Raw genomic sequence first — 12,924 nt, 5'->3', positions numbered from 1 at the left:
ACGTCCCCCTGAGCAGGAGGCACCACCATGACGCAGTCGGCGTTCACCGGGCAGGGCACCACCCGCCGTGCCGTCGTCACCGCCGCCGGAGCGGCCGGACTGGCCGCCACGCTTGCCGCATGCGGCAAGGACGACAACAGCGGCGGTTCGGACAGCGACAACGCGGGCAGCGCCCAGGACGCCGGGGGCTCGCAGCCGTCGCAGAGCGCGGAGGGCGGCGGCCAGTCGGCCGGCGGGGACGGTATGGAACTGGCCAAGACCTCCCAGATCCCCGAGGGCGGCGGCATGGTCTTCAAGGACCACAAGGTCGTGGTGACCCAGCCCACGGCGGGGGAGTTCAAGGCGTTCTCCTCGATCTGCACCCACCAGGGCTGCTCGGTCGGCGATGTGACCGGCGGCACCATCAACTGTCCGTGCCACCGGAGCAAGTTCGACATCACCGACGGCAGCGTGAAGGGCGGACCGGCGCAGAAGCCGCTGCCCGGCGCGCAGATCAAGGTGCAGGGAAGCTCGATCTGGATGGCGTGACGGCCGCCCTCCGCCAGCAGTCGGCCACTTCCTCGGCCGTGGTGACGGCGGCCACGAGGGAGAGGGTGTGACGGACCATCGCCGGGGTGTACGAGGCGGGCACCCCGGCGATCGCGTCTTCCGGCACCACGGCGGTATAGCCGAGGTTGACGGCGTCGAAGACGGCGCCGGGGATCGCCACATTGGCCGACACGCCGGTGATGACCAGCGTGCGGCAGCCCAGATTGCGCAGCAGCGCGTCCACATCGGTCCCGGCGATCGGCGAGAGGCCGTGCAGCCGCCGTACGACCAGGTCCTCGGCCGCCACCGGAACCGGTTCGGCGATCCGCACCGCCGCGCTTCCGGTGAGCTGCCGGACCGGCAGCCGCTCGACGGCCCGGAACAGCGGTGCGTTGCGGTTCGCGCCACGTCCGTCGGCGCGCCGTTCGGCCACCGCGTGCAGCACCTGGACGCCCGTGTCGTGGGCGGCCGCCACCAGCTGGGCGACACGCCCGAGAGCACCGGACTCATGGGCCACGGCGGCCAGTTCGGGCAGCGCGCTGTCGGGCCCCACCACACCGCGCTGGCATTCGACGGTGAGCAGGGCGCAGCCTTCCGGCCGGAGCAGTTCCACGAGGTCTTCCCGGGGACGCGGGGTCACGGCGCGGGAGCGTAGCGTCCCTTGCGTCATCAAGGAAGAGCAATCATCCTGTGCCGCGTATCCAGTTACCGGGAGGTACAGGGCCGGATGACCGTCACCCAGCGGCGCGGGCGCCGCATCATGATGAGCCAGGACGAGTTGAACGCCTTCCTCGCCGAGCAGCGCACCTGCCGGGTGGCCACCGTGGCCGCGGACGGGCGGCCGCATATCAGCCCGCTGTGGTTCTGCTGGGACGGCACCGCCCTGTGGCTGTACTCCCTGACCCGCAGCCGCCGCTGGGCCGAGCTGCGCCGCGATCCGCGGATCGCGGTGGTGGTCGACGACGGGCACGACTACGGCGAGCTGCGCGGGGTGGAGCTCTCCGGCGAGGCGGTCCTCATCGGCGAGGAGCCGCGCACCGGCGTGTCGTGCCCCGAACTCGACACGCCGGAGCGGATGTTCGCGGCGAAGTATTTCGGTCTGGACGCCATGCCGCACGACGGCCGTCACGCCTGGCTGCGGCTGACCCCCGAGGCCATCCGATCCTGGGACTTCCGCAAGCTGCCCCAGGGCTGAGGCCCCCCGGGACCGGAGCCGGGACCGGGCTCGCGGTTCGGCCGCGCGTCAGTCGACGATCTTCTCGCCGACCGACCGCAGCACCTCGACCGCCGCCCGGATCGAGGGCCTGCGGTCGGCGTCCGCGCGCCAGATCGCGTAGATGTGCCGCCGCATCGTGGGCTGGCTGACGGGCACCATCCGCACCCCCTCGGGCACCGGCCCGCGGCCCAGCCGGGGCACCACGGCGATGCCCAGCCCGGCGGCGATCAGCGAGAGCTGGGTGTGGTGCTCATGCGCGGTGTGCCGGATCCTCGGCTCGATGCTCTTGCCGCGCAGGGTCACCATCAGCCAGTCGTAGCAGAACCCGCCCTTGGGCCAGGAGATCCACTCGTCGTCCACGAAGTCCTCCGGCTCGACCGCGTGCCGGTCGGCGAGGGGGTGGTCGGCGGGCATCGCCACATCCACCGGGTCGTCCAGCAGGGCGGCCTTCACCAGCCCGCCGGGCATCGGCAGCGGTTTGTTGTACCAGTCCAGGACCACGGCCAGATCGATGTCGCCGCGCACCACCGAGGGGACCGACTCGTCGGGCTCCATCTCCTGGAGCCGCACGTTCAGCTGCGGATGCTCGGTGCGCAGCCGGCTCAGCGCGTCCGGGAAGAGACCGCGGACGGCGGTCGGGAACGCGCCCAGCAGCAGCTCGCCGACGGCGTGGCCGCGCTGCGCCTCCAGATCCGCCTGGGCCAGCTCCACCTGGGAGAGGATGCGCGCCGCGTGGTCGGCGAGCAGCCGCCCGGCGTCGGTGAGGCGGATCCCGCGCCCGTTCTTGGCGAGCAGCTGCTGACCGGTCTCCCGCTCCAGTTTGGCGAGTTGCTGGGAGACGGCGGAAGTGGTGACATGCAGCCCCTCGGCGGCCCCGCTCACGGAGCCGTGACGGGCCACGGCGTGCAGCGTCCGTAGGCGATCGAGGTTCAACATGTAAGGGATACTACGTGATATCGCGAACGAATTCTCGCTTGTTCTAAGAGGTTGCAACCGACATCGTAAGGGCATGACCCCAGCGACCGCCTCGGCACCCCCTTCCGCCGCCACCACGGCCGAGCCCTCCTCCGCCCCCGTTCGCCGACCGCTCCTCGACTGGCGCATCCGCTTCGGCGCGCTGTCCCTGGTCTGGGGTTTCAGCTTTCTCTTCATCAAGGTGGGCAATGAGGCGTTCGCCCCCCTGTACGTCACATTCGGGCGGATGCTGTTCGGCACCGCCGTACTGCTGGTGACGCTGGCGGTGAAGCGGGAGCGGCTGCCGCGCGGGGCGCGGGTCTGGGGTCATCTGGCGGTGGCCGCGTTCTTCCTGAACGCGCTGCCGTTCTCGCTGTTCGCCTACGCCGAGCTGACCATCCCCTCCACCCTGGCCGGTATCTGCAACGCCGCGTCGCCGCTGTGGGGGATGCTGCTCGCGGTGGTCGTGGTCTCCGACGACCGGCCGACCCGTCAGCGTGTCGCGGGTCTCGGGCTCGGCTTCATCGGCGTGTTGATCGTGCTGGGCGCCTGGCAGGGCTTCTCCGGCCAGGACCCGCTGGGCACCGCGCTGGCGCTGATCGCCTCGGCCAGCTACGCGGTCGGCTGGCAGTACGTCCGGCGCACGCTGAGCGACATGGGCCACTCCCATCTGTCGATGTCCGGCGGCCAACTGCTGCTCGGCACGGTCCAACTCGCCCTTGTGGCACCGGTGTTCGCGGCGACGCCCACCTCCTTCCCGGCGCTGCCCCTGCTCTCCGTGCTCGCCCTGGGCGCGCTGGGCACCGGCGTGGCGTTCCTGGTGCAGTACGGCCTCGTCGACGAGGTCGGCCCGACGACGGCGATGATGGTCACGTACTTCGTCCCGGTGATCGCCACCACCGCCGGCGTGGCGATCCTCGGGGAACACCTCACCTGGAACACACCGGTGGGCGCCGTGATCGTCCTCATCGGCGCGGCGCTGACCCAGCGGCGCGCCGGCACGTCCCGGGCACCGTCCGGCGGACGTTCGCGGGCCGCGTCGCGGATCGTGAGGATTCACCGGACGGGGTCCTAGCTAGGGTCTGTCGTCAAAGGGGGCGCCCTGCTCTCGACGCCTGGCACGGCCGCTCGCCGCGTTGTCGCGTCACCCGAGTACGCCCAGTACGAGGGCGACGCTCCGCCTTGCGATCGACCGCACCAGCCTCCCCCAGCTACCGCTGGGAGGTGCCCCCTGCTCGCGGCCGGGCGCCCCCTTTGACGACAGACCCTAGTCCAGCCGTCCCGAGACCGTCGCCCCGGTCGCCGCCGCCACCGCGTCGGCGACCGGGGCGATCTCGTCGGCGGCCAGCGGCGAGACCGTCAGCCGCACCCCCGGCGACGAGGCCACCCGGAAGCGCGCCCCGGGGGCGACGGCCCAGCCCGCCGCCAGCAGCCGGGCGACCGCGCCGGTCTCGTCCGGGACCGGCACCCACACATTCATCCCGCTCCGCCCGTACGCGGCGATGCCGCGCTCCCGCAGCGCCCGCACCAGTGCCGCGCGCCGCGTGTCGTACGACGCCGCCACCGCCGCCGCGTCGACCGCGTCCGTCCGCCACAGCCAGGCCACCGCGTCCTGGAGCAGATGGCTGACCCAGCCCGGCCCCAGCCGCTGGCGGCCGCGCACCCGGTTCAGGGTGACGGGGTCGCCGGTGAGCACGGCGAGCCGCAGATCGGGGCCGTACGCCTTGGCGGTGGAGCGGACCAGCGCCCAGTGGTCCGTGCCGCCGGCCAGGGGGCGCAGCGGGACGTCCACGATGCCGTGCCCATGGTCGTCCTCGATCAGCAGCACGGCGGGGTGCGCGGCGAGCACGGTCCGCAGCTCACGGGCGCGGGCCGCGCTCACCACCGCGCCCGTCGGGTTCTGCGCCCGGTCGGTGACCACCAGCGCCCGCGCGCCCTGGGCCAGCGCCTGCTCCACCCGCTCGGGCAACGGTCCGTCGTCGTCGACCCCGACCGGGAGGGCGCGCAGCCCGAGCGCCGGGATCAGATCGAGCAGGCTTCCCCAGCCGGGGTCCTCGACCGCCACCGCGTCACCGGGGCGCAGATGCGCGGCCAGCACCCGCTCGATCGCGTCGAGCGAACCGGAGGTGACGGCGACCGGCCCGGCGGGCACCCCGTCCGCGTCGAGGGCGGCCCGGGCCAGCTCGGCCATCTCGGGGACGACGTCCGGCGCGCCGTACAGCGTGGGGCGCTCCGCCGCGCGGGCCGCGGCCGCCGCGAGCGGCGCGCCGAGCGGGGGCAGCAGCGCGGGGTCGGGGTTGCCGCTCGTCAGATCGCGCGCGCCGGTGGCGTCGACACCGATCCACTCGCGGGGCGTACTGGAGGGGCGGGAGCGCACCCGGCTCCCCCGGCGCCCCGCCGTCTCGATCACGCCCCGTTCGCGCAGCACGCGATAGGCGGCCGCGACCGTATTGGGATTCACGCCCAGCCGCCCGGCCAACTCCCGCAAGGGCGGCAGCAGTTGCCCCGGCGGCAGCTCACCGGTGCCGATGGCGCGCTCCACACTGGCCGCGATCTCGGCTGCGCGACGACCCACGATCGGATATTCTCCTAGCACAAACGCTATTTTGCACTAGTGCAATGGAGGACGCAAATGCCCGCACCGGATGCCACCACAGCGACCCACACGCCCGACAGCGCCTACGCGCCGACCGACCGCACCGTGCCCACCCGCTCCCGCGAGCGCGCCTCGTACGACCGGGAGGTGGTGCACGCGATCCTCGACGACGGCTACGTCTGCCATCTGGGCTTCATACGCGACGGCGCGCCCGTCGTCCTGCCGACCCTCTACGCCCGGGTCGGGGAGCGGCTGTACCTCCACGGTTCGACGGGGGCGCGCCCGCTGCGCATGGCGGGCGCGCCGGGCGCCGAGGAGCCGGGGCTGCCGGTGTGTCTCACCGTCACCCATGTCGACGGGCTGGTCCTGGCGCGCTCGGCGTTCCACCACTCCATCAACTACCGCTCGGTGGTGGTGCACGGCACCGCCCGTCCGGTGACCGATCGGGCCGAGCGCACCGCGGCCCTGGACGCCCTGGTGGACCATGTGGTGCCAGGCCGCGCCGCCGACTCCCGGCCCGCGAACACCAAGGAGCTGGCCGCCACCGCCGTGCTCCGCCTCGACCTCGAAGAGGTCTCCGCCAAGCTGCGCACCGGCGGGCCCGGTGACGACGCCGAGGATCTGGGACTCCCCCACTGGAGCGGCGTGGTGCCCGTGACCCGTGTGTACGGCGCGCCGGTGCCCGCCGACGGCCTCGCGCCCGACACGCCGATGCCCGACTACCTCACCCGGCTCTGACCGGCCGCCGACTACCTCACCCGGCTCTGACCGGCCGCCCCGCCGCCCATCGGGCCGCCGCGCCCACCGGGTTCATCGCGCCCTCCGCGCCATTGTGTGCGCGGCGGTGGGAAAGGCGGTACGGTCATCCTCCCGCCGAGAACTCCCGCTCCTCCTCCACCGGCGCCGAGGCGGCCACCGGCTCGGCGGTGACCGCCTTCGGGGTGGAGGTCTGGGCGATCAGGGCGCCGCTCAGCACCACCGCACCGCCGACGACCTGCGCCACGCCCAGGTGCTCATCGAGCAGAACCCATGCCAGAACGGTCGCGATGACCGCCTCCAGACAGGCGACCACCCCGGCCACCTGCGGTGAGAGCCGACGTACCGACAGCACCCCGGTGAGATACGCGATCACCGTCGCCACCAGCACGATCCAGGCGAGCAGCGCCAGGGCGGGGACGCGGGTGCCCGCCAGATCGGCCCGGCCGGTGAGGACCGTCCAGTCCATGCCCCAGGGGCGGCCGATCACGGTCAGCACCACGGCCCCGATCAGCAGTCCGTAGGCGATGACGCCGAACGGATCCGCCGGGTCCTGGCCGTCGCTGCCGTGGTCGGCGAGGACGAAATAGCCCACCTGGCAGAAGGCCGCGCCCAAGGCGAGCAGCAGTCCGAGGAGGTTGAAGCCCAGCCCGGACCAGACCTCCACCACACACGCGAGCCCTCCGACGGCCAGGACGACCCCGATCACCGCGGCACGGCTCACGGGCCGGCGCTGGACGAACCGCACCCACCCCAGCACCAGGGCGGGCGCGAAATATTCGACGAGCATCGCGACGCCGACCGGGATCCGGGAGAGCGCCGCGAAGTAGCACGCCTGCACTCCCGCGACGCCCAGCAGGCCGAACCCCACCAGCAGTCCGGGGCGGCAGGTCAGCAGCCCGCGATGACGCCACGCCAGGGGCAGCAGGACCAGCGCCGCTCCCGTCACCCGCAGCCAGGTGACCTCGAGCGGTGCGAGCCCCGCCTCGATCAGCGGTTTGGCGGCGACGCCCGACCCGCCGAAGGCGAACGCCGACACCAGGGCGAGCCCCAGGCCGACCTTCCTTCGCTGTGAGTGGCCTTCCGATATGCGCACCGGGCCATCATGGCAGCTCGCGTCAGTACCGTCATCCCGATGACTGCTGGCAGGTCTCCCCCGCCAGCGCGGTGACCAGCGGTTCGACGGCGACACCGGCGCGCCGCAGCACCTCCATGGCACGACACTCCCGGTCGTGGACGAGCGCGGCGAGGAGATCGAGGCCGACGGCGCGGGATGCGCCACGGGAGGCGGCACGCCGGACCGCCGCATCGAGGGCGGCCGCCGCGGCGGGCGACCAGCCGGCCATCCCGCTCCCGGCCGCCGCCCCCGAGTCCTCGACGGTGCCGCTCCACCGGAGCCCGTAGCCGATGGCGCGCTGCACCAGATACCCCAGCAGCCGGATCACCTGGGGCGGGCCGCCGGGAAACGCGTCCCGCACCTCCGGGTCGGACTCCAGGAGGCCGTGCAGCAGATGGGCGGTGTCGATCTGCGCATCACCATCGCGCACGGCGCGCCGGCGGGCCCCCTCGATCACGACGGCCACCACGTCACTGACTCCGTCCTCGCATCGGGCGTCGTCCGGGCCGGCGGAAAGGGTACGACTTCGCACACTCTCACCCCATCAGTCCCTTGCGGCCGGAGCATCCTCGCCGGGAAGCATGTGCGCATCCCACCGTGGTTGTGCGCGGATGACCGGATCTCCTCCCCGGGGAGGAGGGAAACGCGGACCGGAGATAACTGACGACCCGTCAGTATTGAATGTTCCGGGCCCCGGGGCTACGTTGCCCGCCACCACCGCACCACGCCCCGCAGCAACGCGCCGAAGGGACTCCCCCATGGCCGAGGTCAGCGCGCAGACACGCATCGAGGCACCGGCCGAGAAGGTCTGGGCCCGGCTGACGGACTTCTCCTCGTACGGCGACTGGAACGCCACCCACACCAGCTTCCCGCAGGGCGGCCCGGCCACTTTGGAAGTGGCGGCGACCTATCAGGAGAACATGAAGCTGATGGGCTTTCCGGCCGAGGTGACCTGGACCGTCGAGGAGTGCGAACCCGCCCGGCTGCTGGCCACCCGGGGCAAGGGCCCGATGGGCGTGAACCTCGCCATGCGCTATTCGCTCACACCGGACGGCGATGCCACCACGGTGCGGATCGACGGGGATTTCACGGGGGCGGCGGTCTCCCTGATGGCCGGGAAGCTCAAGGACTCGGCGACCACCGCGCTCAATGAATCGCTGCGCAAGCTGGGCGCGCTGGTCGTCTAGGCCCCGCGCCCCGGCCCGCCGCCCCCGTGCGGGCGTGCCCCCGTCCGCTGGGGCTCAGCTCTCGCCGCCCCGCTCGGCGTCGCCCTTGCCCTCTTCCCGCTCGCTCTCCTCCTGCTCGCCGTCCTCCTGTTCGGCGAGGATGAGGTACAGCCGCTTGCGCGACTCATTGATGACGGAGACGGCCTTCCGCCGCTGGTCCGCGCTGCCGGTGCGCCAGACCTGGGCGAACGCCTCCATCAGCCCGAAGCCCGCCTGGCGGACCTCCTGCATTGCCTCCCAGTCGATACCGCGCCCGGCCTCCTCCCACGGGGCCGCGGGCCCCGCCTCGGCCTCGGCGCGACCGGCATCGGTGAGCGCGAACAGCTTCTTGCCGCCCTCGCTCTCGCTGCCGATCAGCCCCTCGTCCTCGAGCAGCTGAAGCGTCGGATACACCGAGCCGGGGCTGGGCCGCCAGGCTCCGCCGCTGCGCTCGGTGATCTCCTGGATCATCTCGTAGCCGTGCATCGGGCGGTCCTTCAGCAGGGCCAGGATCGAGGCGCGCACATCGCCGCGCCGCGCCCGCCCACGCACCCGGCCACCGGGTCCGCCGCGGCCACGGCCGCCGAACGGGGGGCCGCCGAAGGGCGGACCGTCGAAACCGGGGCCGAACGGGCCGAAGGCCGCACGCCGCCCCTCACCTTCACCCCGGCCGCGGTGGCCGGGTCCGCAGTGCTCTCGTCCATGTCCATGTGAACGCATCGTGATGCTCCTTTCTATCGTCGATCCATCACGACACTTCAACGATATATCGGAACCGATCGAATGCCAACCCCCACACCCGCCCATCACCCGAAGGGGGCCGGGGGGCCACGGCCGGGCGATTGGCCATGGCTCCCCCGCCACCAGCCGCCTACGGTCGGCGGCATGCGGATACGAATCGTCGACGCGTTCACCCAGCGCCCCTTCGCCGGCAACCCGGCCGGGGTCGTCCTCCTCGATACCGACGCCTTCCCCGACGACGGCTGGCTCCAGCGGGTCGCCGCCGAGGTCAATCTCGCCGAGACCGCCTTCGCCCACCCGCTCCCCGAGGCCGCGGCGGCCGACTGGGCGCTGCGCTGGTTCACCCCGGCCACCGAGGCGCCCATGTGCGGCCATGCCACGCTCGCCACCACCCATGTCCTGAAGACCACGGGAACGGCGACCGGCACGGTCCGCTTCGCCACCCTCAGCGGGGTGCTGTCGGCCACGGCCGACGACGACGGCACGATCACACTGGACTTCCCCACGGCCTCGCTGACCGAGCTGGAGGTGCCCCGGAACACGGCCGAGGTCGCCGCGGCGCTCGGCGCCGGGATCGTGTCCGCCCATCACGCCGGCCCGTACATCGACGATCTCCTGATCGAGCTGGCCGACGAGAAGACCGTGCGCTCCCTGACCCCCGACCTCGCCGCGCTCAAGCGGATCAGCCACCGGGGCATCATCGTGACCGCGGCCGCCGAGGACCCCTCACGCGGCTACGACTTCGTCTCACGGATGTTCGCCCCGGCCGTCGGCATCGACGAGGACCCGGTCACCGGCAGCGCCCACACCGCGCTCGCGCCCTACTGGTCGGCCCGGTTCGGCCGGGACGAGCTGACCGGGCTCCAGGCGTCCGCGCGCACCGGCCTGGTCCGCACCGCGCTGCGCGGCGACCGTACGCTGCTGACGGGCGGCGCCGTCACGGTCATCGACGGCGAACTGCTGGCCTGAGACCCGAGGCACCGCCGACCTGAAACCCGCGGCGAACCGCGGGCCCGGGATCCGCGGCGAACCGCTGACCCGAAACCCGCCGAAGACGATGGATCAGCGCATCAGGCCGTGGGCAGCCAGCCCACCCGCCCCGCCAGCAGGGCGTATCCGACGAAGGCCACGATGTCGATCAGCGCATGGGCGGCGACCAGCGGCCCGACCCGCCCCCAGCGGCGGTAGAGGAGCACGAAGATCACGCCCATCGCCATATTGCCGAAGAAGCCGCCGATCCCCTGGTAGAGGTGGTACGAGCCGCGCAGCACCGAGCCGGCCAGCAGCGCGGCCATCGGGGTCCAGCCCAGCTGTCCGAGCCTGCGCAGCAGATAGCCGACCACGACCACCTCCTCCAGCACCGCGTTCTGCACGGCGGAGGCGATCAGTACGGGGATCTTCCACCACACATCGGGCAGCGACTCCGGCACCACCGTCAGATTGCCCCCGGCCGCCCGCGCCCCCAGGTACAGCAGCAGCCCGGTCCCGCCGATCGCGGCCGCGACCACGGCGCCCCACACCAGGTCGAACCGCGGCCGGTCGCGGTCGAAGCCGATCACCCGCAGCCCGGCGCCCTCGCGCAGCAGCAGATGGGCCACGAGCGCGACCGGCACCAGCGCGGTCGCGATGCCGAACAGCTGCCAGGCGAGGTCCAGCCAGGGCCGCCCCGGCGCCGCCGAGGAGTTGAGCGTGGCCGCCTGGTCCTTCAGCCCGCCCGGTTTGGTCACCGAGCCGATGAAGCTGATCAGCGCGGAGAGCGCGCTCGCGCCGAGGGACAGCGCCAGCACGAGCAGCGTCTCATTGCGCAGCATCCCCCGCGAGAGCCCGTCCTCGACCACGGGCGGCTCCGCGCCCCGCGCCTGTGACCGCACTCCTGTCCCCACTTCCGCTTGTCCGCCTCATCGGCGCACCCGCTCATCGGTGCGCCCGCCCCGTTCACCGGACAATACGGTGTCATGGTCGGCTGTGCGGACATCACCCGGAGAGATCGGTGGGCCAGGTGTGTACCGGCGCGTCGGTGCGCATCAGGGCGCAGTAGCGGCGGGTCATGGCGGCGAGGGCGGCATCCCGGTCCAGCCCGCCGCCCAGCGCCCGGTGGTAGGTGGCCGCCTGCCAGGACGCGCCGTTGACCCCCAGCTTGCAGCGCTCCTCGATCACGCCGAGGTAGCGGTCGCGGTCGGCGGGCTCCACGCCCCAGGAGTCGAGGCCGGACGCGGCGAGCGGCAGCAACTCCTCACGGACCAGCCGGACGGCGGAGGTGCGGTTCAGGGAGGCCGACCGGCCGGATTTGGGCCATTGGAGGACCGCGTCGATGCCGTGCCGGCAGGCCGCGTCGAAGTTGGCCGCGGCGGCCGCGAACGGCAGCCGGGTCCACACCGGGCGGGGCTCCTCGGCCAGCGCCCTGACCAGTCCGTAGTAGAAGGCGGCGTTGGCGATGACATCGGTGACGGTGGGCCCCGCCGGGAGCACGCGGTTCTCCACGCGCAGATGCGGCACGCCGTCCACGACGTCGTAGACGGGCCGGTTCCAGCGGTAGATGGTGCCGTTGTGCAGCGCCAGTTCCTGGAGCGCGGGCACCCCGCCCTCGTCCAGCACCCGCAGCGGGTCCTCGTCATCGCCGGAGGAGAGCAGGGGCGGGAAGAAGCGCAGATTCTCCTCGAACAACTCGTACGCGGAATCGATCCAGCGCTCGCCGAACCAGGTGCGCGGGCGCGCCCCCTGGGCGGCGATTTCCGGTGGGCGCACATCGGTGGCCTGGAGGAACAGCGGCGGCCTGGATTCGCGCCACGCCTCATGGCCGAAGACGAAGGGGGAGTTGGCGCCCACCGCGATCTGTACGGCGGCCACGGCCTGCGCCGCGTTCCACGCGTCCGCGAAGCGCCCCGGGGTGACCTGGAGATGGAGCTGGACGGAGGTGCAGGCCGCCTCGGGGGCGATGCAGGAACTGGCGTAGGTGAATCGTTCCCGGCCCTCGATGTCGATGAGGAAATCCTCGCCGCGGGCGGCCAGCATCTGCTCATTGAGAAGTTTGTAACGGTCGTCATAGGAAAGGTTCGTGGATCCCAGATCGTCCGCTGCGAGGGTCGGAAGAATTCCGATCATCACGATCTCCGAGGACACTTCCCGCGCCTTGCGATCGGCATATGACAAACCGGTTCGGAGCTCTTCCGAGAGCTGATCGAGAACGCGTCCGTGCAAACGGTGGGGCACGATGTTTACTTCAAGATTGCACTGCCCGAGTTCGGTCTGGAAATCATGGCTCCCGATGCGCTCCAGAACCTCCGCGTTCATCATCCTCGGCAGTCCGTCGGCCCCGGCGAGATTCAGCTCGATCTCAAGCCCCATCAGATTCTTCGGGCGGTCGAATCGCTTGTCGGCCAGAAGCCGGCCGAGCCCGTCGAGGCACTGCCGCAACCGGGCGCGCTGCCGTCGCCGGCCGGACGGGTCGAACTCACCGGCTATGAGCTTCTCCCCCATCGAAGCGTCCCTCCTCCAGTGGATCATCGGCGCCAGGCCGTCTGCACACCACGCTCGATGATGCCCACCAATGTGATCGATAACGCCCCGCGTTCCCCACCCAGCCAGTAGGCTCTCTGGAACCGCGCATTGCGCCGGGGAGAATGAACCAGCGAGTTCCAGCCTACCGCGCGGGCCGCAAAATGCCAGGTCATATCCGTTCATCTGGCACTGAATCGGGGAAAATCCCCGCACCCCCGGGGTCTGGATAACCTCTTGTCGGGGTTATCGGCAGCGGCTAGACGAAACACAACGGGAACACTTGTCGTATAAACTCGGCTAACGAGGCAGAGAG

General features: G+C 72.0%; 14 protein-coding genes. 6 read left to right on the top strand and 8 right to left on the bottom strand.

Features of this window, described 5'->3' with window-relative positions:
• Positions 1-27 precede the first annotated feature (27 nt).
• Positions 28-528 carry a Rieske (2Fe-2S) protein gene (locus NQU54_RS38210; RefSeq protein ID WP_257634995.1) on the top strand — a complete coding sequence of 167 codons (501 nt, stop codon included), beginning with the start codon at positions 28-30 and terminating at the stop codon, positions 526-528.
• On the opposite strand, the gene NQU54_RS38205 is transcribed toward NQU54_RS38210, so the two are convergent.
• Positions 494-1,198 (bottom strand): isochorismatase family protein, encoded by a 705-nt coding sequence (locus tag NQU54_RS38205; protein WP_257634994.1) that lies wholly within the window; start codon positions 1,196-1,198, stop codon positions 494-496. The genes NQU54_RS38210 and NQU54_RS38205 overlap by 35 nt on opposite strands.
• 57 nt (positions 1,199-1,255) lie before the next feature.
• On the opposite strand from NQU54_RS38205, the gene NQU54_RS38200 reads away from it, so the two are divergent.
• A complete protein-coding gene (locus NQU54_RS38200) occupies positions 1,256-1,723 on the top strand; it encodes a pyridoxamine 5'-phosphate oxidase family protein (protein WP_257634993.1) in 468 nt (155 codons plus the stop codon).
• 48 nt (positions 1,724-1,771) lie between these two features.
• Here the strand turns inward: NQU54_RS38200 and NQU54_RS38195 are convergent, their stop codons facing one another.
• Positions 1,772-2,680 (bottom strand): LysR family transcriptional regulator, encoded by a 909-nt coding sequence (locus NQU54_RS38195; protein ID WP_257634992.1) that lies wholly within the window; start codon positions 2,678-2,680, stop codon positions 1,772-1,774.
• A gap of 73 nt (positions 2,681-2,753) precedes the next feature.
• Here NQU54_RS38195 and NQU54_RS38190 point away from each other — a divergent pair, with 73 nt between their 5' ends.
• Entirely contained in the window at positions 2,754-3,773 is a 1,020-nt protein-coding gene (locus NQU54_RS38190; protein ID WP_257634991.1) for a DMT family transporter, read from the top strand.
• A gap of 192 nt (positions 3,774-3,965) precedes the next feature.
• Here the strand turns inward: NQU54_RS38190 and NQU54_RS38185 are convergent, their stop codons facing one another.
• A complete protein-coding gene (locus NQU54_RS38185; RefSeq protein WP_257634990.1) occupies positions 3,966-5,294 on the bottom strand; it encodes an aminotransferase class I/II-fold pyridoxal phosphate-dependent enzyme in 1,329 nt (442 codons plus the stop codon).
• A gap of 36 nt (positions 5,295-5,330) precedes the next feature.
• On the opposite strand from NQU54_RS38185, the gene NQU54_RS38180 reads away from it, so the two are divergent.
• Entirely contained in the window at positions 5,331-6,032 is a 702-nt protein-coding gene (locus NQU54_RS38180) for a pyridoxamine 5'-phosphate oxidase family protein (protein WP_257634989.1), read from the top strand.
• A 124-nt stretch (positions 6,033-6,156) separates the two neighbouring features.
• On the opposite strand, the gene NQU54_RS38175 is transcribed toward NQU54_RS38180, so the two are convergent.
• Positions 6,157-7,146: an EamA family transporter gene (locus NQU54_RS38175; protein WP_257634988.1), complete on the bottom strand. Its 990-nt coding sequence runs from the start codon at positions 7,144-7,146 to the stop codon at positions 6,157-6,159.
• A gap of 31 nt (positions 7,147-7,177) precedes the next feature.
• A complete protein-coding gene (locus NQU54_RS38170; RefSeq protein WP_257634987.1) occupies positions 7,178-7,699 on the bottom strand; it encodes a Clp protease N-terminal domain-containing protein in 522 nt (173 codons plus the stop codon).
• Positions 7,700-7,925: 226 nt separating this feature from the next.
• Between NQU54_RS38170 and NQU54_RS38165 the strand changes: the two genes are divergently transcribed.
• Positions 7,926-8,354, top strand: coding sequence for a type II toxin-antitoxin system Rv0910 family toxin (locus NQU54_RS38165; protein ID WP_069873716.1), 429 nt, complete (start codon positions 7,926-7,928; stop codon positions 8,352-8,354).
• A gap of 54 nt (positions 8,355-8,408) precedes the next feature.
• Here NQU54_RS38165 and NQU54_RS38160 read toward each other — a convergent pair whose 3' ends face one another.
• Complete coding sequence (locus tag NQU54_RS38160; RefSeq protein ID WP_257634986.1) at positions 8,409-9,092, bottom strand: PadR family transcriptional regulator; 684 nt, start codon at positions 9,090-9,092, stop codon at positions 8,409-8,411.
• 165 nt (positions 9,093-9,257) lie between these two features.
• On the opposite strand from NQU54_RS38160, the gene NQU54_RS38155 reads away from it, so the two are divergent.
• A complete protein-coding gene (locus NQU54_RS38155) occupies positions 9,258-10,082 on the top strand; it encodes a PhzF family phenazine biosynthesis protein (RefSeq protein ID WP_257634985.1) in 825 nt (274 codons plus the stop codon).
• A gap of 101 nt (positions 10,083-10,183) precedes the next feature.
• On the opposite strand, the gene NQU54_RS38150 is transcribed toward NQU54_RS38155, so the two are convergent.
• Both NQU54_RS38150 and NQU54_RS38145 read right to left on the bottom strand, forming a co-directional pair.
• Positions 10,184-10,924, bottom strand: coding sequence for a CPBP family intramembrane glutamic endopeptidase (locus tag NQU54_RS38150; RefSeq protein ID WP_208973379.1), 741 nt, complete (start codon positions 10,922-10,924; stop codon positions 10,184-10,186).
• A gap of 163 nt (positions 10,925-11,087) precedes the next feature.
• The gene (locus NQU54_RS38145; RefSeq protein ID WP_069873708.1) at positions 11,088-12,590 is read right to left on the bottom strand and encodes a glutamate-cysteine ligase family protein; all 1,503 of its coding nucleotides are present in this window, start codon (positions 12,588-12,590) and stop codon (positions 11,088-11,090) included.
• Positions 12,591-12,924: the final 334 nt, after the last annotated feature.

The organism is Streptomyces malaysiensis subsp. samsunensis (assembly GCF_024519315.1).
GTDB lineage: Bacteria > Actinomycetota > Actinomycetes > Streptomycetales > Streptomycetaceae > Streptomyces > Streptomyces malaysiensis.
Note: the sequence above shows the minus strand (reverse complement) of the source record. Positions and strands in the feature narration are given on the sequence as shown.

What these genes read in the sequence shown, in the direction of transcription:
- NQU54_RS38210 (WP_257634995.1), top strand. Translation starts at nt 28, where the DNA reads ATGACGCAGTCGGCGTTCACCGGGCAGGGCACCACCCGCCGTGCCGTC.
- NQU54_RS38205 (WP_257634994.1), bottom strand. Translation starts at nt 1,198, where the DNA reads ATGACGCAAGGGACGCTACGCTCCCGCGCCGTGACCCCGCGTCCCCGG.
- NQU54_RS38200 (WP_257634993.1), top strand. Translation starts at nt 1,256, where the DNA reads ATGACCGTCACCCAGCGGCGCGGGCGCCGCATCATGATGAGCCAGGAC.
- NQU54_RS38195 (WP_257634992.1), bottom strand. Translation starts at nt 2,680, where the DNA reads ATGTTGAACCTCGATCGCCTACGGACGCTGCACGCCGTGGCCCGTCAC.
- NQU54_RS38190 (WP_257634991.1), top strand. Translation starts at nt 2,754, where the DNA reads ATGACCCCAGCGACCGCCTCGGCACCCCCTTCCGCCGCCACCACGGCC.
- NQU54_RS38180 (WP_257634989.1), top strand. Translation starts at nt 5,331, where the DNA reads ATGCCCGCACCGGATGCCACCACAGCGACCCACACGCCCGACAGCGCC.
- NQU54_RS38165 (WP_069873716.1), top strand. Translation starts at nt 7,926, where the DNA reads ATGGCCGAGGTCAGCGCGCAGACACGCATCGAGGCACCGGCCGAGAAG.
- NQU54_RS38160 (WP_257634986.1), bottom strand. Translation starts at nt 9,092, where the DNA reads ATGCGTTCACATGGACATGGACGAGAGCACTGCGGACCCGGCCACCGC.
- NQU54_RS38155 (WP_257634985.1), top strand. Translation starts at nt 9,258, where the DNA reads ATGCGGATACGAATCGTCGACGCGTTCACCCAGCGCCCCTTCGCCGGC.
- NQU54_RS38150 (WP_208973379.1), bottom strand. Translation starts at nt 10,924, where the DNA reads ATGCTGCGCAATGAGACGCTGCTCGTGCTGGCGCTGTCCCTCGGCGCG.
- NQU54_RS38145 (WP_069873708.1), bottom strand. Translation starts at nt 12,590, where the DNA reads ATGGGGGAGAAGCTCATAGCCGGTGAGTTCGACCCGTCCGGCCGGCGA.